This is a genomic window from Streptomyces spinosus (assembly GCF_020400655.1).
Taxonomy (GTDB): domain Bacteria; phylum Actinomycetota; class Actinomycetes; order Streptomycetales; family Streptomycetaceae; genus Streptomyces; species Streptomyces argyrophylli.
In genome coordinates this window covers 276,695-297,146 of record NZ_JAINRC010000009.1, presented here as the reverse complement: position 1 = coordinate 297,146, position 20,452 = coordinate 276,695, and the positions used below count along the sequence as shown (strand labels likewise).

Annotated in this window: 14 protein-coding genes; 8 read left to right on the top strand and 6 right to left on the bottom strand. The window is 74.8% G+C overall.

The window, feature by feature from the left end; translation table 11 throughout:
• The first annotated feature begins 29 nt into the window (after positions 1 to 29).
• Together LG395_RS19335 and LG395_RS19330 are read left to right on the top strand one after the other, a co-directional pair.
• On the top strand, positions 30 to 1,631 hold the full coding sequence (locus LG395_RS19335) for a purine-cytosine permease family protein (protein WP_225810619.1): 1,602 nt from the start codon (positions 30 to 32) through the stop codon (positions 1,629 to 1,631).
• An 82-nt stretch (positions 1,632 to 1,713) separates the two neighbouring features.
• Positions 1,714 to 2,892, top strand: coding sequence for a lactate 2-monooxygenase (locus LG395_RS19330; protein ID WP_225810618.1), 1,179 nt, complete (start codon positions 1,714 to 1,716; stop codon positions 2,890 to 2,892).
• A 415-nt stretch (positions 2,893 to 3,307) separates the two neighbouring features.
• Here LG395_RS19330 and LG395_RS19325 read toward each other — a convergent pair whose 3' ends face one another.
• The 4 genes from LG395_RS19325 to LG395_RS19305 all read right to left on the bottom strand — a co-directional run bounded on the left by LG395_RS19325 (position 3,308) and on the right by LG395_RS19305 (position 9,431).
• Entirely contained in the window at positions 3,308 to 4,852 is a 1,545-nt protein-coding gene (locus LG395_RS19325; RefSeq protein ID WP_225810617.1) for an RICIN domain-containing protein, read from the bottom strand.
• A gap of 334 nt (positions 4,853 to 5,186) precedes the next feature.
• Positions 5,187 to 5,564 (bottom strand): toxin Doc, encoded by a 378-nt coding sequence (locus LG395_RS19320; RefSeq protein WP_225810616.1) that lies wholly within the window; start codon positions 5,562 to 5,564, stop codon positions 5,187 to 5,189.
• A 3-nt stretch (positions 5,565 to 5,567) separates the two neighbouring features.
• Positions 5,568 to 5,807 (bottom strand): hypothetical protein, encoded by a 240-nt coding sequence (locus LG395_RS19315; RefSeq protein ID WP_171150476.1) that lies wholly within the window; start codon positions 5,805 to 5,807, stop codon positions 5,568 to 5,570.
• 528 nt (positions 5,808 to 6,335) lie between these two features.
• Complete coding sequence (locus tag LG395_RS19305; protein WP_225810615.1) at positions 6,336 to 9,431, bottom strand: glycoside hydrolase family 2 TIM barrel-domain containing protein; 3,096 nt, start codon at positions 9,429 to 9,431, stop codon at positions 6,336 to 6,338.
• Between the two features lie 276 nt (positions 9,432 to 9,707).
• On the opposite strand from LG395_RS19305, the gene LG395_RS19300 reads away from it, so the two are divergent.
• A complete protein-coding gene (locus tag LG395_RS19300; protein ID WP_225810614.1) occupies positions 9,708 to 12,089 on the top strand; it encodes a SpoIIE family protein phosphatase in 2,382 nt (793 codons plus the stop codon).
• A 15-nt stretch (positions 12,090 to 12,104) separates the two neighbouring features.
• Here LG395_RS19300 and LG395_RS19295 read toward each other — a convergent pair whose 3' ends face one another.
• Positions 12,105 to 12,653, bottom strand: a complete 549-nt coding sequence (locus tag LG395_RS19295) for an RNA polymerase sigma factor (protein WP_171150479.1) — start codon at positions 12,651 to 12,653, stop codon at positions 12,105 to 12,107.
• A gap of 47 nt (positions 12,654 to 12,700) precedes the next feature.
• On the opposite strand from LG395_RS19295, the gene LG395_RS19290 reads away from it, so the two are divergent.
• The 5 genes from LG395_RS19290 (at position 12,701) to LG395_RS19270 (ending at position 18,263) form a co-directional block, all read left to right on the top strand.
• Positions 12,701 to 14,092: a serine/threonine-protein kinase gene (locus LG395_RS19290; protein WP_225810613.1), complete on the top strand. Its 1,392-nt coding sequence runs from the start codon at positions 12,701 to 12,703 to the stop codon at positions 14,090 to 14,092.
• 162 nt (positions 14,093 to 14,254) lie between these two features.
• Positions 14,255 to 14,968 (top strand): DUF4232 domain-containing protein, encoded by a 714-nt coding sequence (locus LG395_RS19285; RefSeq protein WP_225810612.1) that lies wholly within the window; start codon positions 14,255 to 14,257, stop codon positions 14,966 to 14,968.
• A 220-nt stretch (positions 14,969 to 15,188) separates the two neighbouring features.
• Positions 15,189 to 16,430 carry a polysaccharide deacetylase family protein gene (locus LG395_RS19280; protein WP_225810611.1) on the top strand — a complete coding sequence of 414 codons (1,242 nt, stop codon included), beginning with the start codon at positions 15,189 to 15,191 and terminating at the stop codon, positions 16,428 to 16,430.
• A 63-nt stretch (positions 16,431 to 16,493) separates the two neighbouring features.
• Positions 16,494 to 17,747, top strand: a complete 1,254-nt coding sequence (locus tag LG395_RS19275; RefSeq protein ID WP_225810653.1) for an SLC13 family permease — start codon at positions 16,494 to 16,496, stop codon at positions 17,745 to 17,747.
• Positions 17,748 to 17,774: 27 nt separating this feature from the next.
• Positions 17,775 to 18,263 carry a universal stress protein gene (locus LG395_RS19270; RefSeq protein ID WP_171150483.1) on the top strand — a complete coding sequence of 163 codons (489 nt, stop codon included), beginning with the start codon at positions 17,775 to 17,777 and terminating at the stop codon, positions 18,261 to 18,263.
• Positions 18,264 to 18,299: 36 nt separating this feature from the next.
• On the opposite strand, the gene LG395_RS19265 is transcribed toward LG395_RS19270, so the two are convergent.
• A complete protein-coding gene (locus LG395_RS19265; RefSeq protein ID WP_225810610.1) occupies positions 18,300 to 20,333 on the bottom strand; it encodes an RICIN domain-containing protein in 2,034 nt (677 codons plus the stop codon).
• Between the last annotated feature and the right edge of the window lie 119 nt (positions 20,334 to 20,452).

The window sequence follows — 20,452 nt, the reverse complement described above, 5'->3', positions numbered from 1 at the left end:
ACCCCGCCGCCGTCCCCGCTGGAGCAGCCGTGTCCGAACAGCCCGCCCCACCCACCGCCTCCGCCTCCCCGCCCGGCCCAGCCCTCACCGAGGTCGAGGCGCACGGCGTGGAGCGCATCCCCGACGCCGACCGCACCGCGACCCCGTTGGACCTGTTCCGGCTCGCCTTCGGCGGCGCCAACACCTTCTCCACCTGTGTCCTCGGCGCCTTCCCGATCCTGTTCGGGCTCTCGTTCTGGCAGGGCCTCGCCGCGACCGCGCTCGGCGTCCTCGCGGGCGCGCTGATCCTGTGCCCGATGGCGGTGTTCGGCCCGGTCAACGGCACCAACAACGCCGTGTCGTCCTCGGCCCACCTCGGCGTGCACGGCCGGGTGGTCGGTTCGTTCCTGTCCCTGCTGACGGCCGTCGCGTTCTTCTCCCTGTCGGTGTGGAGCTCCGGCGACGCCCTGGTCGGGGGCGCGCACCGGCTGTTCGGCCTGGAGCGCGGCGACCTGTCGTACGTCGTCGCGTACGCGCTCTTCGCCGGCCTGGTGCTCGCGGTGTGCGTCTACGGCTTCCGGTTCATGCTGTTCGTCAACAAGATCGCGGTGACCTCGGCGAGCGTGCTGTTCCTGCTCGGCGCGGTAGCGTTCGCCGGTGACTTCGACCCGTCGTACGCCGGGGTGTTCACCGCCTCGGCGGACGCGTCGACGCGGTCGATGTTCTGGCCGTCCTTCATCGGCGCGGCGCTGATCGTGCTGTCCAACCCGGTGTCCTTCGGCGCGTTCCTCGGCGACTGGTCGCGCTACATCCCGGCCGCCACCCCGCGCCGCCGGGTGGTCGGGGCCGCGTTCCTGTCCCAGTTCGCGACGCTGCTGCCGTTCGTGTTCGGTCTGGCGACGGCCAGCATCGTGGCGACGAAGGCGCCGCGGTACGTCGACCCGGCCGCGCCGGACTTCGTGGGCGGCCTGCTGGCGATCTCGCCGAGCTGGTTCTTCCTGCCGGTGTGCCTGCTGGCGCTGATCGGCGGCATGTCCACGGGCACGACCTCGCTGTACGGCACCGGCCTCGACTTCTCCTCGGTCTTCCCGAGGCTGTCGCGGGTCCAGGCGACACTGCTGGTCGGCGTGTTGTCGATCGCGTTCATCTTCGTCGGCCGGTTCGGCCTGGACCTGGTGCAGTCCATCTCCACCTTCGCCACGATGATCGTCACCTGCACCACGCCCTGGATGGTCGTGATGACGCTGGGCTTCTGGACTCGCCGCGGCTGGTACGACCCGGACGCGCTCCAGGTCTTCAACCGCCGTCAGCGCGGCGGCCGTTACTGGTTCGCGCACGGCTGGAACTGGCGCGGCATGACCGCGTGGTGGGTGTCGGCGCTCATCGGGGTGCTGTTCACGAACATCCCGGGCCAGTTCGTCGGTCCGCTGGGCGATCTGGCGCACGGCGTCGACATCAGCCTGCCGCTGTCGCTGGCGACGGCCGCGGTGCTCTTCCTGGCCCTGCTGTGGCTGTTCCCCGAACCCCGTGCCGCGTACGGCCCCGAGGGCGCGCGGCTGGTCCGCACGGTCGAGGTCCCGGTGCCGCCGATCACCGGCCCGGGAGCCGTAGCCGACGCCCCCGCGCCCGTGCCGGCGGGCGGGGCCGGCTGACGCGGTCCCGCGGCGCTCCGTGCGACGTACCGGTCGGTATCGTCGGGGGCGCACGCGGCCGACGACGCGCGGGAGTTGACGGATGGCACAGCACTGGGCGGACTTCCAGTACGAGATCTACCTGAACGGGATGACCGGGGCCGTGCCCCGGCTCCCCACCGACCTGACCCGGCTGGAGGAGCTGGCCGAACACCGGCTCGGCCCGGGCCCGGTGGGCTATGTGGCGGGCAGCGCGGGCGACGGCGGCACGGCCCGCGCCAACCGGGCGGCCCTGGCCAGGCGCCGGATCGTGCCGCGCGTGCTGCGGGACGTGCACGAGCGCGACCTCACCACCGAGGTGCTCGGGCGGACCCTGCCCGCGCCGCTCGCCCTCGCTCCCGTCGGAGTGCTGTCGATCATGCACCCGGACGCCGAGACCGCCGCCGCCCGGGCCGCCGCCGCACAGGGCGTGCCGTACGTCCTGTCGTCGGCTTCGAGCACGCCGATGGAGCAGGTGGCGGAGGCGACGGGGGACGCCGAGCGGTGGTTCCAGCTGTACTGGGGCAAGGACCGCGAGGTGACCCGGAGTTTCCTCGCCCGGGCCCGTGCCGCCCGCTTCTCGGTGCTGGTCGTCACGCTGGACACCCCGCTGCTGGCGTGGCGGCCCCGCGATCTGGACCAGGCCTACCTGCCGTTCGTGCACGGCGTGGGCACCGCCAACTACTTCACCGACCCGGCGTTCCAGGCGGGCCTTGCCAAGCCGGTGCACGAGGACCCGAACGCGGCGGTGCTGCACTTCCTCGGCCTGTTCGGGGACGCGAGCCACACCTGGCCCGACCTGGCCTTCCTGCGGGAGCACTGGGACGGGCCGATCGTCCTCAAGGGCGTCCTGCACCCGGACGACGCCCGGCTCGCCGCCGACGCCGGGATGGACGGCGTGGTGGTCTCCAACCACGGCGGCCGGCAGGTGGCCGGTTCGGTCGCGGCGGCCGACGCGCTGCCCCGGGTCGCGGACGCGGTGGGCGACCGGCTGACGGTGCTGTTCGACAGCGGGGTGCGCACCGGCGACGACGTCTTCAAGGCCCTGGCCCTGGGCGCGCGGGCGGTCCTGCTGGGACGCCCGTACGTCTACGGCCTGGGCCTGGACGGCCAGGCGGGCGTGGAGCACGTCATCCGCTGCCTCCTCGCGGAGTTCGACCTGACCCTGGCTCTGTCCGGCCACGCACGCCCGGGCACGGTGACACGCTCGGACCTGGAAACGGACGGCACCGCGGCCTGTTGAGGGACGCGGGGCCAAGTGGTCGGCTCCGCGAATCCTTCGGGGACCGGCTCCGGGGGGCAGCTTGAGCGGCACGGCTGCCCCGCGCGAGGCTTGCGTCCGCCGGCTCCACGCCGCCAGGGCCTCTCGTTTGGATCATGCCGGGCTCGCGGGCCCTGGCACCGCGCCTCGCGCGTTGGCCCGTCGGACCTGCCCGCCGGACCGGGGCCCCGCCGGGCGCCGTGACGGTCACGGCCGGCCGGCAGCCGCGGGACACCGCCCGGCAGTCGGGGCGGGCCGTCCTCGGGGCCACGCAGGCCCGCCGCGGCGGACCCGGTCCCCCGGCGGGCACCGCGGCGCCGGGACCTCGCGTGTCCCGCCGCCCCGTGCCGTCGCTGGTCCGCGACGGACCGGCAGCAGGCGTGGCGTCCCGGCGACCCTACGACGAGCCGCCGGAGAGCCACCGTTGGCCGGGGGACCCGTCCCGAACCTTGACGACGAGGTCGGCCCCCGCCTGGTCACCGCCGGCGGCGAGCGCGAGCGTCCGGTCCCACCGCGGCAGCAACTCGCCCCGGGAAGTCAGGTCGTAGCGCACGTCGTCGCCCCGCTCCGACCCGGCGCCGGCGCAGCGGCCGAGCAGCACCACGCCGGCGTCGGCGTGCGAGTCCAGGCACAGACCGGTGCCGGCGGCACTGCGCAGCAGCCCGTCCGTGCCGTACGTCCACCGCTGCGTGGCCGAGCCGGAACAGTCGGCGAGCACGGCACTCGCCCCCTGCTGCGGCGTGCCCTTGACGTCCAGGCACCGGCCGGCGGCGTTGCGCAGCGGACCGGGCCGGCCGGCGGCGGGCATGCCGAGGGTGCCCGACGGAGCCGGCGCGCCGGGGGTGGCGCTGGTGGCGACGGGAGTGGTGCCGTCGTCGCGGTCCGGCCACCCGCCGACCGCGAGGACGGTGGCGAGCAGCCCGGCCGAGGCCACGCCGACCCCGGTGAGCAGCGTCCTGGACGACCAGGCGGTGCCGGAGGCGCGGTGCGGGGACACGCCGGCGAGGAAGCGGGCCGGCAGTCCCCTTCCGGCTTCCTCGGCGCCGCGCCGGCCGCCGCCGCGCCGGCGTCCGCCCGCCCGCCGTGAGCCGCCGCGGGCGGAGCCGGGGTGGCGGCCGGGGCGCGACGCGAGGTAGCGGCGGGCGCCCCAGCCGAGCACGGCCTCGGCGAGCAGCACGCCCAACGCGGCGTCGGTGTGTCCGAGTTGCTCGGCCGCGTGCCGGCAGTAGGCGCAGCCGGCCAGATGCTCCTGGACGTCGGGCAGCAGCGTGCCGCCCCGGCGGATCGGGACGTCGAGCAGGCGGTTGTAGTAACGGCACTCCTTGCCCGGTGCGAGTTCCCGGTGGGCGCGTACCAGGCCCTCACGGAATTTCTCCCTGGCCTGTTCGAGCGCGGCGGTCGCGTTCCGGATGTCCACGCCGAGCAGTCCCGCGGGCACGTCCACCGGTTCGGCCTCGACCTCGGCGTGCCACAACAGGGCTTGTTCCAGACGGGAAAGGGCGTGGAAGGAACGGTCGGACAGGGTGCGGTTCTCGGGTACGAGCGGTTGCGCGGCGCGCATCCCGGGGCCCCCGGCGGGTTTGCCGAGCCCGGGGAGCACGGCGGTGATCCGGTCGGTGCCGGACCAGTTCAGGACCGTGTCCCGGACGGCCACCAGCAGGCGGGGCCGCAGGGCGTCGGCGGCCTCGCCGAGTGCCAGCCGGCCGAGGACCTGGTGGAAGGCGGTCGCGGTGACCATGTGGGCGAGGGGGCCGGAGGCGGCCAGGCAGATGACCGCGTACTCCTGGGCCGGCTGCCAGTGCCGGGCCATCAGGAGGGCGGCCGACCGGGATGCCTCCGCGTCGGAGCCGGCCCGCAGCGGGCCGGCGAGGAACTCGTCGGATTCCCCGGGATCGGCGCCGGACGGCGGATAGGGAGGACGAGGGGGGTGGGGGGTGAGCACGGAGCGGATTCCTTCTGGCGCGTGTGCGAGCGGGAAATTCACCGCGCTCGAACCCTTGCACAAGTGCCACAGGGGCAACAAGGCGCACGGAGGAGATCGGCCTTGTTGAAAAGCAGTCAGAATCGCGGGCACGGCCGGTGGTTGTCGCCAAAGCGGCGGGATTTCTGATGCGCCCCGTGTGAAGCGCGCGCACGCGTCCACGAGACGCGCACGCTCCCGCGGCGGGCGGCCCGGTGGTGGACTGGGCACCGGTCCACCCCGGAAGGCCCCGCTCCCGGCCGGCGGCTCCCGGCGGCTTCCCCCGCCGGCCGGGAACGGGGCGGGCCCGCCGGCCTCAGAGCTGCCAGGAGCGGAGCCGGTCGGCCGCACCGTACACGTCGCTCTTGCCGGAGATCAGGTCGCGGGCCAGGTCGACGAGGGCGCCGTAGGGCGGGTCGATGCCGACGCCGCTGACGAACATGTAGGCCACCGCGGTGGCGCAGGCGAAGCGGGCGTTGGCCGCGGGCAGCGGCTTGAGCACGGCGAGGGTGTGCAGCAGCGCGGCGGCACGCCACGCGGCGTCGGAGTCCACACCGAGCCGGGGCGGGTCCACCCGGTGCCGGGCGACGGCCGCGACCAGTACGGAGAAGTCGTCCACGGCGGGCTGGTCGGGCAGGACCTCCTCGTGCCGCTGGAGCAGCCAGGGAACGTCGATATGGATGACGGAGGGCATCTCTCAGGCGGCCTCGCCCCTGGTGGGGCGCTCGTCGTCGGGGAAGGCCGCCGCGAACTCCTCGGCATGGCCGGCGAAGAAACGGCGGAACGCCTCGGCGCCCTCCTGCAGGGCGCGGTGGCGCGCGATGTCGGCGGCGGCGGCCTCGCGCACGAGGGCCTTCATCGAGGTACCGCGCTCCTTGGCGATCTGCCGCAGGTCCTCAAGTTCCCGTTCGCTGAACTCCACGTTGAGAGCTGGCATGCCGCTCACGGTACCGCGCGGGTACTCCCCCGTAAATATGCCCAGGTCACCATGGGTTACATGCGGTACCGGCCAGGGCTTGGAGCCATGTCCGGTTCCCGCCGTCGGCGAGCGTCCCGCGGCAGGGCCACGGGCTGGTGTCCACCACCCGGGAGCGCCCCCGCGCGCATCCGCCGCGGCTGGTCGGCCGGGGCGACGCGGCACGGGGTCGGCACGGTGCGGTCGAAACGGCGACGCACCCTGGGCCCGGTCCTCCACGACGCCGCCTGCCCCTCGGGCCGCCCCACTACCAACCGCCCGGCCCCGACGGCACGGCACCCCGCAGCGGCACGAGGAGTCGGGTGACCGGCCACCGCGGCCCCGCTCGCCCCGGTCCGGCGGCGGAACGCGGACAGACACGCCGTACCGGCACACGCTGATCCACACGACCCCCGCGGTGGCAGCAGGGGCTGTCCGACCCGCCACCGCGGCCCCGCGCCCCGGCCCGGTGGCGGGAGCGCGGGAGCGCGGAAGCGCACGCCGTACCCGTCACACGTCCAGCCGGCTGATCCGCACCGCTCCCTTCGGCTGTCCCGGGTAGGCGCTGGTGAGCGTCAGGCGCAGCCGGGAGCCGCGCACCGCGTCGAAGGTGATGACGGTCGGGCTGTCGGAGGCGGTGGCCCACTGCGTCCTCGTCCCGGTCACCGGGGCCCACGCGTGGCCGTCCCACACCGCCACCTCGGCCCGCTCGGGCAGGGTGTGGCCGGTGTCGACGGTGAAGGAGACCGCCACCCGGTCGAAGGTCCGGGTGCGTCCGAAGTCGACCGACACCCAGTCCTTCGGCCGGGCCCCGCCGAACGCGGGCAGCAGCGCGGTGGCCGCCTTGACGAAGGCGTTGGACCAGCCGGTGGCCGGGTCGCCGTCGAGCATGGCGGCGGGCAGGGTGTCCGGACGGCCGGAGTAACCGGCGTCCGCCTGCGGGGGGCGGGGCGGCGCCGGGTGAGCGGGCCGGAAGCGGGAGGGTGCGGTCGTCGAGGCCGAGCGGGCCGGGTTCGTGACCAGACGGGCGGTGCCCGTGCGCAGGCCGTCCACCCGGGCGGTGACCTTCAGGGTGCCGGGCCTGGTGCCGGAACGGACGATCGCGAGGGCCTTTCCGTGGAAGGCGGTCCGGGTGCTCGCCTGGTAGCGCTCGGCGCTCTCCTGGCGGCCGTTGTCGACACCGGCCAGGGAGCCGCCGGTGACGTCGAAGGCGATGAGGTGGTCCGCGTCGGGCACGACCACGCCGTACGCGTCGACGATCTCGGCGGTGACGAAGGCCAGCGAACGGCCGTCGGCGGCGAGGGACGCGCGGTCGACGGTGAGCCGTACGGCGTGCGGGGCGGCGGCCGTGCGCAGCACGTCGGTGGCGACGGCCTTGCCACCGCGCCGGGCCACCGCCTTCAGCTCGCCCGGCCGGTACGGCACCTTCCAGGTCAGGTGCAGCTTGCCCGCGCTGCCGTTGGGGCTGGTGTAACTGCCCGGGTAGGGGCCGTCGGTGAAGGTCTTGTCGTCGCCGGTGGGTTCGGTGGTCTCCAGGTAACCGCGGCCGTCGGTGGTCCGCTTGACGTCGAACTCCCTGACGCCCAGGGACTCTCCGTTGAGGAACAGCTCGACGGTGGGCACGTTGGCGTACGCCCAGACCTCGACGGTGTCGCCCTCCTCGTGGTTCCAGGTCATCGGCAGCAGATGGACCATCGGTTCGGTCGTCCACTGGCTCCTGAACAGGTGGTACATGTCCTTGGGGAAGCCGGCGGTGTCGACGGCGCCGAAGAAGGACGCCTTGACCGGGAAGACGTCGTACGGCGTCGGTTCGCCGATGTAGTCGATGCCGGACCACAGGAACTGGCCCGCGAACCACTTCCGGTCCCGGTCCTTCTTGTGCCCGTACTCGCCGCTCATCGTCCAGGAGGCGAGGTTGTTGTCGTACGAGGAGACCTCCCGCCTGCCGGGGGTGTGGTTCTCCCCCGTGTTCAGGTGCTCCGGCTCCTGGTAGGTGCCGCGGGTCGAGGTCTCCGAGGAGGACTCGGACTCGAAGAGGAACAGGTGCGGGTAGGCCGCGTGCAGGGCGTCCACCGACCTGGCCGTGTTGTAGTTGAGGCCCAGGCCGTCCAGCTTGGCGAGCATCAGGTCGGCCGCCGAGCCCTTGGCCGGTACGTGCCGGTACTTGTCGGAGCCGATGACGAGCGGCCGGGTGTCGTCGGCGGCCCTGACGGCGGCGATGATCCGGTCCGCCATGGCGAGTCCGGCGGTGGACGTCGAGTCGGGGATCTCGTTGCCGATGGACCACAGCACCACGGCGGGCGAGTTGCGGGCGGCCAGGACCATCTCGGTGGCGTCCCGTTCGCACCACTCGTCGAAGAACCGGCCGTAGTCGTACGTCGTCTTGCCGGTGCGCCAGCAGTCGAAGGCCTCCACCATCATCACGATGCCCAGCTCCTCGCAGACCTGGATCATCTGCGGCGAGGGCGGGTTGTGGGAGGTGCGGAAGGCGTTGACGCCCATCGACTTCATGATCCGCATCTGCCGGCGCACGGCGTCGATGCTGATCGCGGCGCCGAGCGCGCCCTGGTCGTGGTGGAGGTCGACTCCCTTGATCTTGGTGTACGCGCCGTTGAGGGAGAAGCCCTCGTCGGGGTCGAAGCGGAAGGCGCGGATGCCGAAGGACGTGCGGTGCGTGTCGGTGGTGCGGCCCCCGACCCGCAGCTCGGTGTGCAGGGTGTAGCGGTGGTCCGGGCTCGCGAAGTCCCACAGGAGGGGCTCGGAGACGGTCAGTTCGTGGGTCTCGGTGGCCTCCTCCGGGACGGCGACGGTGGTGGCCGCACGGGCGACGGTCCGGCCGTCCGGGGCGACGACGCGGGAGCGCACCTCCACGTCCGCGCCGGTGCCTGAGGCGTTCCGCACGGTGGTCCGCACCCGGACCAGCGCCCGGTCGGCCGAGACCTCCGGCGTGGTGACGTACGTGCCCCAGCGGGCCACGTGCACTGGCTCGGTGACGACCAGACGGGCTTCGCGGTAGATGCCGCTGCCGGAGTACCAGCGGCTGCTGGGCAGCTGGTTGCGGACCTCGACCGCGAGCACGTCGGCGGTGGTGCCGTCGGTGTGGACGAGGTCGGTGAGGTCGAAGGCGAACCCGGTGTAGCCGTAGGGGTGGCGGCCCACCTCGGTGCCGTTGCAGTACACGTGGGCGTCCATGTAGACGCCGTCGAACTCGACCGAGATCCGCTTGCCCGCCCAGTCGCGCGGGAGGGTGAGGGCGAGCCGGTACCAGCCGAGGCCGCCGGGGAGGAAGCCGGTGCCGCCGGTGGTGCCGTGGTCGGTCGTGGGGGTCTGCTCGATGCTCCAGTCGTGCGGTACGGCGACCTGGCGCCAGGCCGAGTCGTCGTAGCCCGGCTCGGCGGCCCGGGCGTAGGCGCCGGCGGGGTCGGTGATGCCGTCCGGGTCGGCCAGGGCGAAGCGCCAGCCGTCCCTGAGGGGCACGGTGTGGCGTCCCCCGGCGGCGGGCGCCCCGGCGGCGAGGGCGGCCGGAGCCGCGGAGATGTTCAGGAGCGTCCCGGCCGCGGGCGCCGCCGTGGCGGCGGCCAGGACCGATCTGCGTGTGACCGACATGGGCGGCTCTCCCTCATCAGGGCCCAGAAGTACTCACAACTGATCGTGAACAAACAGATTCTGACGTCCTGCCACACGCGACCGTCAAGGGTCGGGTACCGCACGGGTACCGCCGATGGCACATCGGCCGGATCTCGCCCTTGACCGTGCCCCCGACGTGTTCGACGGGTCGGCCCGGTGGCCCGGATCGGCGCTCATGGGCGGACGCGAAGCACTAGGCTGGTACGCGAGTGGTGCCACCTGTTCACTGTGAGTGTGCGCTTGGGAGCGGCGACGATGAGCCGGGTCTATCCGTTCGACGATGCGGCTACGGCCCGGGCTGTCATCGGCCCCGACGGAACGCTGGTGGAGTGGAACGAGGGCGCCCGCCGCCTGCTCGGCCACCCGGCCGACGCCGTCCTGGGCCGCCCCGCCGCCGAGCTGCTGGCCGACGCCGGCACCCCGGTGCCGCCCACCGGCCCCCGCTGGACGGGAACGGTCGGATTGCGCCACCGGGACGGCCGTACCGTCCCCGTCTGGCTGCTCGCCCACCACCGTCCGCCGCACGGCGAACACCCGGGAGACTGGCTCGTGGTCACCCCGCTCACCGGCACCGGTCCGCCCGGCGGGAACGACCCGTTCACCTGGGCGGGCCTGATCCAGTCGCCGTGCCCGGTCGCCGTGTACGACGACCGGCTGCGGCTGCGCCGGATGAACGAGGCGATGGCCAAGGTCGTCGGGCTGCCCGAGGAGCGGGTACGGGGGCTGCGGCTCGCGGAGATCGGCGGCAGACCGCAGAGCGAGGAGCTGGAGGAGGACATGCTCCGGGTGCTGACCTCGGGCCGGCCCCTGGACGTGCAGACCTTCATGCGGACCGGCGGCGAGGACCGGGCCCACGCCTGGCTCGCCAGCATGGCGCCGGTCCGGGACCCGGCCGGCCGGGTCCGGGGCGTGTGCCTGGCCGCGCACGACGTCACCGACAACCACCGCGCCCGCCAGCGGCTGCACCTGCTCAACGAGGCGAGCGTGCGCATCGGGACCACGCTCGACGTCACCCGTACCGCGCAGGAACTGGCCGACGTGTGCGTGCCCGCGCTCGCCGACTTCGTCACCATCGACCTGCTGGACCCGCAGGAGTACGGCGGTGAACCGCCGGCCCGTGTCACCGCGCCGGTGCGGCTGCGCCGCGCCGCCCACCAGTCGGTGCTGCCGGGCCTGCCGGAGGTGGTGGTCCGGCCCGGGACGACGGAGGAGTACCCGCCCTTCTCCCCGCAGGCCGACTCGCTGACCGTCGGCCGCACGATCACCGCCAGCGTCTCCACCGGCGACATGGACCGGTGGCTGACCTGGCACCCGGAGCGCGGCGAGCGGGTACGGCGGTTCCGCATCCACTCCTCGATGTCCGTACCGATCCAGGCACGCGGACTCACCCTCGGGGTCGCGGTGCTCACCCGGCACCGCCGCCCGGACCCCTTCACCGCGGACGACGTGCTGCTGGCCGAGGAGATCACCGCGCGCGCGGCCGTCTCCATCGACAACGCCCGCCGCTACTCGCGCGAGCGGGAGACGGCGCTCGCGCTCCAACGCAGCCTGCTGCCCCGCTCGCTGCCGCGCACGGCCGCGCTGGAGGCATCCTCCCGCTATCTGCCCGCGGCGCGCGCCGGCGTGGGCGGGGACTGGTTCGACGTGATCCCGCTGTCCGGGATGCGGGTCGCCATGGTCGTCGGGGACGTCGTCGGACACGGCATCCAGGCCTCGGCCACCATGGGCCGGCTCCGCACCGCCGTGCGCACCCTCGCCGACATCGACCTGGCCCCGGACGAATTGCTCACCCACCTGGACGACCTGGTGCTGCGGCTGTCGGAGGACGCCGGCACGGACGGCAGCCCCGGCGAGGTCGGCGCGACCTGCCTGTACGCCGTCTACGACCCGGTGTCCCGGCGCTGCGCGCTGGCCCGCGCCGGGCACCCGCCGCCCGTGCTGCTGCGGCCGGGCGGCCGGCCGCAACTGCTCGACCTGCCCGCCGGTCCCCCGCTGGGCCTCGGCGGGCTGCCGTTCGAGTCCACCGAGGTCGACCTGCCCGAGGGCACCGTCCTCGCCCTGTACACGGACGGTCTGATGCAGTCGCGGGAGCGGGACCTGGACGCCGCCCGCGAGCTGCTGTACCGGGCGCTGGGGCAGGACGCCGGCTCCCTGGACGAGGCGTGCGACTGCGTGCTGCACGCCCTGCTCCCGGGCGGGGCCGCACCGGACGACGTGGCGCTGCTGCTGGCCCGCACCCGGGGCCTGCCCGCCTCGCAGGTGGCGACCTGGGACATCCCCGCCGACCCGGCGCTGGTCGCGCCGATCCGCAAGCAGGTCGTGGACCAGCTGGACGCCTGGTCGCTGAGCGAGGCGACGTTCACTGCGGAGCTGGTGGTCAGCGAGCTGGTCACCAACGCCATCCGCTACGGGGCGCGGCCGATCCGGCTCCGGCTGATCCACGACGCGACCACGCTGATCTGTGAGGTCTCCGACACCAGCCACACCGCGCCGCACCTGCGCCGGGCGAAGACGTTCGACGAGGGCGGCCGGGGACTGCTGCTGGTCGCCCAGCTCACCCAGCGCTGGGGCAGCCGGCACACCCCGGAGGGCAAGACGATCTGGGCGGAGCTGCCGCTGTACGAGGAGGACCAGTAGGCCCGGGGCGGTGCCTCAGGATGCGGCCAGCCAGGGCCGTACCTGCTTGCGGGCCTCGTGCAGACGGGACTTGAGGGTGCCGAGCGGGATGCCCGCGCGCTCGGCGGCCTCGGCGTAGTCCAGCTGGCAGATGTCCCGGTAGACCAGCGGCGCCACCAGATGCGGGTGCTCGCGCTCCAACCGGTCCAGGGCCTCCAGCAGGTCCACCCGGGAACCGGCGATGACGCTGGTGGTGCGCGGGTCGACGGCGTGTGCGGGCTCGATGGCCGCGGGCTGTTCGGCGGCCCGCCGTTTCAGCTCGCGGTACTTCTGCCGGCAGCAGTTGGCGACGACGGTGTACAGCCAGGTGCCGAAGCGGCTGCGGCCCCGGAAGGCGGTGATGTGCCGGGCGACCTGGAGCAGCACGTCCTGCGCGGCCTCCTCGGCGTCCTCCCGGCAGGGCAGGAAGCGCGCGCAGCGGCGCACGACCTCGGGCCGGATGCCGGTCAGCAGCCGGTCCAGGGCCTCGCTGTCGCCGGCCGCGGCGCGCCGGGCGAGGTCTTCCATCGGCGCCTGGTCCTGCACGGACGGGCTCCCCTCCACGTCGATCCCAGGCCAGGCATGATAGTCGTATGCACCCCCTGGAGCGGATCGGCCGCCACCACCTCGAACGGCCGCTGGGCAGCGGCGCCTTCGCCACGGTGTGGCTCGCGCACGACCCCGAGCTCCAGGCCCCGGTGGCGGTGAAGGTGCTCGCCGAGAACTGGTCGCACCGGCTCGACATCAGGGAGCGCTTCCTGTCCGAGGCGCGGTTGCTGCGCCGGGCCGGGTCGAGCCGGGTGGTGCAGGTCTACGACATCGGTGAACTCCCGGACGGCAGGCCGTACTTCGTGATGGAGTACGCCGCCGGGGGCACCCTCGCCGATCTGCCGGCGGGCGGCCCGCTGCCGGTGCGGGAGGCGCTCTCGCTGACCGCCGAGGCGGCGCGCGGTGCCGCCGCGCTGCACGAGGCGGGCATAGTGCACCGCGACATCAAGCCGACCAACGTGCTGCTGCACACCGCCCCGGACGGCACCCGGCGGGTGCTGCTGGCCGACCTGGGGCTGGCCAAGAGCCTCGCGCAGGCGTCGGTGCTGACCCTGGCGGCCGGTTCGGCCGGCTACCAGCCGCCGGAGCAGGCCGAACCCGGCGGGGGCATCGACGAGCGGGCCGACGTCTACAGCCTGGGCGCGGTCGGCTACGAACTGCTCACCGGGACCGTGCCGGGACCGCCGGGGAAGGTGCTACCGCCCCGGCGGCTGCGGCCGGAACTCGGCGCGGACGTGGAGCGGGTGCTGCTGCGCGCGCTGGAACCGGACCGGGCGCGGCGCTGGCCGGGCGCGCTGGCGTTCGCCCACGAGCTGGACCGGCTGGCCGCGGGTCCGTCGGTGCGGCCCGCGCGGCGCCTGGACGGGGTGCGCGGCCGGCTCAGCACCGTGACGCTGACCGTGGCCGCGGTCCTCGCCGCCACCGCCGCCGCGGCCACGGTGACCGTGGCGCTGCACCGGGACGACAGCGGGGACGACGGGGTGCGTATCGCGGACGCCAGTGGGCGGGTGACCCTCCGGGTGCCCGCCGGCTGGGGCCGCGAGCTGCGCGACTCCGGCTGGGACCCGCGCGCGCTCGGGCTGGCGGCGGGGCACGAGCCGGGTCTGGTGGTGGCCGACGACCTGTCCCGCTGGTCCGATCCGAAGGCGGCCGTGGACGGGGTGTTCGTCGGGGCCGGCGGGCACGGTGACGTCACCGCGAAGGTGAAGGCGCTCGCGCACCCCGGCTGCCGCTACGCGGGCGCCCACAGCTTCACGGACGCCGACTGGCACGGACTGGTCCGGGCCTGGAGGCGCTGCCCGGACGGCGGCTCGATCACCGAGTCCGCGCTGGTCCCGGCGGGCGGGGCGGCGCGGCCGCAGGTGTACGTGCAGGTGCGCGAGCGGGGCGACGGCGACGGGACCGACGGCGTGCTCCGTTCGCTGCGAGTGGCCTGAACGGGGGCTTCCGGGAAGCGGAGCGGGGAAATGAATCCGACAGAACCCGGCGCGTCCCGAACTTTTCCGGCGGTCCGTGCATCGGACGGAGAGGACGGCGCACCCGGCGCCGCAGGCACGCGTTCCCGTCGCGTGCCGTGACCTCCAGGAGTGTTGAGCGACATGGTGTACACCCCCCGGTCCGCCCCCCGGTCCGCGCGGCACGGGGCCCTGCTCGTGGGCACGGTCGCCGTGCTGGGCCTGCTGACCGCCTGCGGCAACGGCACGAGCGCGCAGGGCGAGGCCCCGGCCACCGTCTCGGGTACGGCCGCCCCCGCGACGGACGGCACGACGAGCCCGGCGCCGCCCGCCACGCCCTCCTCCGCCACCGGTACCGGCACCGGCTTGCCGGACACCCCCCGGACGACGGCGTCCCCGGGCGGTGCCACGGGCACGACCACCCCGGCCGCGGCGGGCACCCGCTGCCACACCTCCGAGCTGCGCGCAGCCGTGGGCCGTAACGACCCGGGCGCCGGCCAGGAGAACTTCCCCGTGGTCCTCACCAACGCCTCTGCCCGGACCTGCACCGTGCACGGCTATCCGGGCGCTGCCTTCGTGGGCGCCTCCGGTGCCCAGCTCGGTCCGGACCCGAAGCGGTCCCCGGGGACCCCGGTGACCGTCAGGCTCGGGCCCGGGCAGAGCGCCTGGGCCGGGCTGACCTTCTCGAACCCGGGGGTCAGCGGGGCGAAGACGGCCACGCCGGCCGCGCTGCTGGTGACCCCGCCGGACGAGCGGGACCAGCTGAAGGTGGCCTGGAACGGCGGGCCGGTACCGGTCTCCGGGAACTCCTCCACCGTCCGTCTGACGGTGTTCAGCCCCGGCGCCGGACCCTCCTGACCCGGCGCCCCTCCGCGCGGACCCCGCTGTCACTCCCCCGAGGCAGCGGGGTCCGTCATGTCGGCGCCGGCCTCGTTCGTCATGCCGGCGCCACGACTGTCACAGGACGGCAACAGCCGCCGTGTGCCGCGATCTTTTCCCGCCCCCTGGTCATCGAACCCGGTCGACCGCACAGCGAAGTGGCCCCCAGCAGGGGTCCGACCAGGGAATCGGGGAGAAGATGAGCGGGATCTCACGCAGGCGGGTGCTGACGACGGGGGCGGCGGCGGGCGCCCTCGGGACACTGGCCGCCTGCTCCTCCGGCACCGGCGTCCGCACCGGCGGAGCGGACCCGGCGGACGGGAAGGGCACCGCGCAGGCCCGGCCGGTGAAGCCGATCGGCGACGGCTCCACCGCCGACACCGGCGCCCAGCCGCACCAGCCGAAGCCGGAGCGGCTGCGTCCGGGCCGGCGGCCCCCGCAGTTCGTGGTGTTCTCGTGGGACGGCGCGGGCGAGCTGAGCAACAAGCTGTTCTCGCGGTTCCGCAAGGTGGCCGCCGACCACGGCGCCGCGATGACGTTCTTCCTCAGCGGCATCTACACCCTGCCCGAGTCCAAGAAGCACCTGTACCGGCCGCCGCAGCACCCGGTCGGCGCCTCCGCGATCGGCTACCTCGCCGACCGGCACATCCACGCCACGCTCCAGCAGGTGCGCGCGGCCTGGCTGGAGGGCCACGAGATCGGCACCCACTTCAACGGGCACTTCTGCGGCGCGACCGGCGTGCGCAACTGGTCCCCGGCGGAGTGGCGCAGCGAGATCGACCAGGCGGTGGACTTCGTGACGAAGTGGAAGACCAACACCGGGTTCACCGACCTCGAACCCCTGCCCTTCGACTACCGCAAGGAGCTGATCGGCGGCCGGACGCCCTGTCTGGAGGGCCAGGCCCGGCTGCTGCCCGCCGCCGCCGCGCTCGGCTGGAAGTACGACGCCAGCTCCCCCGGCGGCCTCCAGGTCTGGCCGGGCAAGGTGCAGGGCGGCAGACTCTGGGACTTCCCGTTGCAGTCCATACCGTTCGCCGGGCACTCCTTCCAGGTCCTCTCGATGGACTACAACATGATGTTCAACCAGTCCGCCGGCAACCCGCTCGGCGACCGCGCGCAGTACGACACCTGGCGCGTGCAGGCCCGCGACACCTACCTGGCCGGTTTCCGGCGGGCCTACGAGTCCAACCGCGCGCCCCTGTTCATCGGCAACCACTTCGAACGCTGGAACGGCGGCATCTACATGGACGCCGTCGAGGAGGCGGTCGGGAGGATGGCCGCCTACGACGACGTGCGGTTCGTGTCCTTCAGGCAGCTGGTGGCCTGGCTGGAGGCGCAGGACCCGGCGGTGCTGCGCAAGCTGCGCACGCTGGCGCCCGGACAGTCCCCGCAGGGCGGCTGGGCGGAGTTCCTTGGCGCGGCGGGCGCAGGGGCGTCGTAACCGGCTCGGGATCATCTGTTTTGATGGGCGGGCACCCACAGATCCACTCCGGAAGGACCCGCCCTGAACACCCCGCTCGCCGAGGCGCTGTCCGCCGTACTGCTGGTCGCCGTGCTGGCCTGGGCCGTCGTACGGCCCTTCGGCTGGCCGGAGGCGGTCATGGCCGTGCCCGCCGCCGGGATCGCCGTAGCGACCGGCGCGATCTCCCTCGGCCACGCGCGCGCCGAGGCGGAGCGGCTCGGCCCGGTCGTGGGATTTCTCGCGGCGGTACTGGTGCTCGCCCACTTCTGTGACGTGGAGGGGCTGTTCCAGGCGTGCGGGGCGTGGACGGCGCGGTGGGCGGCGGGCCGTCCGGTGCGGCTGCTGACGGCGGTGTTCGCGCTGGCGTCGGTGATCACCGCCGTGCTCAGCCTGGACGCGACGATCGTGCTGCTCACCCCGGTGGTCTTCGCCACGGCCGCGCGGACCGGCGTCCGGCCCAAGCCGCACGTCTACGCCTGTACGCACCTGTCGAACACGGCGTCGCTGCTGCTGCCGGTGTCCAACCTGACGAACCTGCTGGCGTTCGCGGCGAGCGGGCTGAGCTTCACCCGGTTCGCGGCGCTGATGGCGCTGCCGTGGCTGGCCGCGATCGGCGTCGAGTACCTGGTGTTCCGGCGGTTCTTCGCCCGGGACCTGGCGGCGGCGGCCCCGGCGGGCCGGGACACCGGTGAGCCGCCCGAGCTGCCCCTGTTCGCGCTGGTGACCGTGGGCTGCACGCTGGCCGGGTTCGTGGTGGCCTCGGCCTTCGGCGTGGAGCCCGCGTGGGTGGCCGCGGCGGGCGCGCTGGTGCTGGCCGGGCGGGCGCTGGTGCGCCGGAAGGCGGGTCCGCTGACCGTCGTCCGGGCGGCGGCCCCGGCCTTCCTCGCGTTCGTGCTGGCGCTGGGCATCGTGGTGCGGGCGGTGGTCGACAACGGGCTCGCGGACGTGCTCGGGCGGGTGATGCCGGGCGGCACCGGGCTGCCCGCGCTGCTCTGGGTCGCCGCGCTGGCCGCCCTGCTGGCCAACCTGATCAACAACCTGCCCGCCGTCCTGGTCCTGCTGCCGCTGGCGGCGCCCGCCGGACCGGGAGCCGTCCTGGCGGTGCTCCTCGGCGTGAACATCGGCCCCAACCTCACCTACGCCGGCTCGCTGGCGACCCTGCTGTGGCGGCGGATCGTCCACCAGCACGAGCACGACGTGGATCTGCGCGAGTTCACCCGGCTCGGGCTGCTCGCCGTGCCCTCCTCCCTCGCCGTGGCGGTGGTGGCACTGTGGGGGGCGCTGCGCATCATGTGACGGGCAGGGAGCGGAGGAGGCCGAGGAATGCGCGTGATCGCCTGGCTCGTGGAAGGCACCTGGCCCGCCTGTGTGGACGCGGTACGCGCCCACGCACCGGGCGACGCCGAGGTGGTGCTGCTCCATGTGAGCGGACCGGACGTGCCGGCGGTGGCCCACGGGGCCTTCGCCGGACTGCTCGGGCGGCGCGGCCAGGATCCGGGTGACCGCCTCGAAGCGCTCGGCGGCACGTCGGCGACCGCCCTGCTCGGCGCGGCGGCGGAACGGCTGGGCCGGCCCTGCGTGCGCGAGGAGCGGTCGGGCCGGGTCGAACGGGAGGTCGTGGCCGCCGCGGAGGGTGCCGGGCTGCTCGTGCTGGCGCGGGACGGGGACCGCTCCCGGCTGGGTCCGAGGAGCCTCGGCCCCGCCGTCCGCTTCGCCGTCGACCACGCGCCCTGCCCGGTCCTGCTGGTCTGGCCGGAACCGGCCCCGCGCCTGGACACGATCCCGCCGCCCCCGCCGCACCACCATCCCTGAGCCGGCCGCGGTGGCGTCCTGCGCTGCCGGCCTCCGTCAGGGGCGGTGTGGCGTCCGGGTGGGGACCGGCGTCCTGCCTCCGTCCCAGTCGACGTTCTCCATCCGCAGGTCCGGGTGGGCGGTGTCGATGGTCCAGCGCTGGGCGGCGCCCGGGGCGCGGGTCTTGAGCACGAGGGCGCCCGAGCCGTCGGTGGCGGCCGGGGTGAGGGCCAGCCCCTGGTCGGAGCGCGGTACCAGGGCTCCCTGGAGGGTGAAGTCGTAGCGGAGGTCGCGGGCGGCCTCGCCGGTGGCCGCGCAGGGGGCGAGGCGCACGGAGTAGCCGAGGCGGGAGTCCAGGCACAGGTCGCGGGCGGCGGCGCTGCGCAGCGAGCCGTCGGTCTCGTACGTCCACTGCTGGGTCGGGACGGCGGAGCAGTCGGCGAGTTCCGTCTCGGCGCCCCGGACGGCCTTGTCGCCGGCGACTGCGACGCACAGGCCGGAGGCGAGGTCGCGCAGCCGGCCCCGCAGGGCGCCCTGGCCCTGGGCGTGGCGGCCGGCCCACGAGGGGCCCGGGGAGGCGGCGTCCCCGCCCGGCGCGCGGGAGGGCGTCCCGGCGGCGCCCGACGCCGGCACGTCGTCGGAGCCCAGCGCCGACCACAGCGCCAGGGGCACGACGACCAGACCGCTGACGGTGAGGACGGCCAGCGCGAGGTTGCGGCGCCGGGCCCGACGGGCGGCGCGCTGGACGGCACGGCGGGAGGCGGGCCCGGGTCCGGCGCCTTCCGTGCCGGGCGCGGTGACGGGGCCGGCGGGCGTGCGGCGCCGGGCGCTGCGGGGACCGGACACGGCGGCTACCAGGCGCTCGACGCCTTCGGCGGCGGCCGAGGAGGCCCGGCCGCGGCGGCGGGCGGAGACCACGTCACGGCCGACGGCGCGGCCCGCGTCCCGCGCGCCCGGCCCGTCCGGTTCGGCGTACCCGGTGCCGTCGGCCGCAGCGGAGGAGGCTCTTCCTCCGCGCCGCCCACGCGACGCACCGCGCCCCTCCGGCCGCCGGGCGCCGCCCGCGCCCGGCACCCCGAAGCCGGCGGCGTCGGTGCCCTCGGCGACGGTGGAGCGTGCCTCCCCCGGGCGGCGGGCGGACGAGGCGCGGCGGTGGGCCGGGCGGCCGGGGCCGGCCCCCTCGCCCGGTGCGGCGGATCCGGCCGGGGCGAACTCCTCCCCGGTCCGGGGGCCCGCGGGCGCGACGGCGGCGGCCGGGGCCGGCGGCTCCTGCGTGTCCGCCGCCCGGGACTCCAGGTAGCCGGAGGCTCCCCAGCCGAGGACCGCCTCGGCGAGTGCGAGGGCCAGGCCGTCGTTGAAGCGGGCGAGTTGGTCGGCGGTCCGGGCGCAGTGTGAGCAGCCGGCCAGGTGCTGTCGCAGGTCGGGGTCGACGTCGGTGCCGCCGCGCCGGAAGGTCACGTCGAGCATGCGCACGTAGCGCTGGCAGTCGTCCTCGGGCGCGAGTTCGCGGTGGACCTGGAGGCATTCCTCCCGCAACCGCTCGCGGGCCCGGCGCAGTTCGAGGCGGGCGCCCTCCTCGTCCAGGCCGAGCAACGCGGCGGGCACGGCCGGCGGTTCGGCCTCGACCTCGGTGTGCCACAGCAGGGCGCGGGAGGTCTCGGGGACCCGCTGGAACGCGCGGGACAGCACCCGCCGGCCGGGAGGCGGCAGCAGCCGGGCCGAGGCCGGCTCGCCGGTGCCGTGCCCGGAGCGCAGGGCCGGGTGCAGCAGCTCCTGGCGGCCGTCGGTGTCCCACTCGGCCGCGATCCGGCGGACGGCGACCAGGACATGGGGCCGCCACGCCGCGGTCGGGCCGGACTGCCGGAGGGACGCGCCGAAGAGCCGGGTGAAGGCGGCGGTGGTGAGCATGCCGGCGGCGCGCGGTCCGTCGGTGCACAGCCGGGCGTAGGCGAAGGCCGCGGCCCAGTGCCGGTCGAGGAGTTCACCGACGGGGTGCAGGGCGGGCGACGCTCCCGTCCACTTCTTCAGTTCGGCGCTCAGCTGCTCGTCCGACAGGCCTGCGTCGGTCACGGCCGAATTCCTCCAGGGCATTACGGGAAATAGTCCGTACCCAACGGTACGGCGAGGTCATGGCAGCTCGACGTCCGCCTGAGGCGGCACTTTCGCACAGCCGGACACACCGGAACAAGCGATCTCCCGGTTCTCGCAAT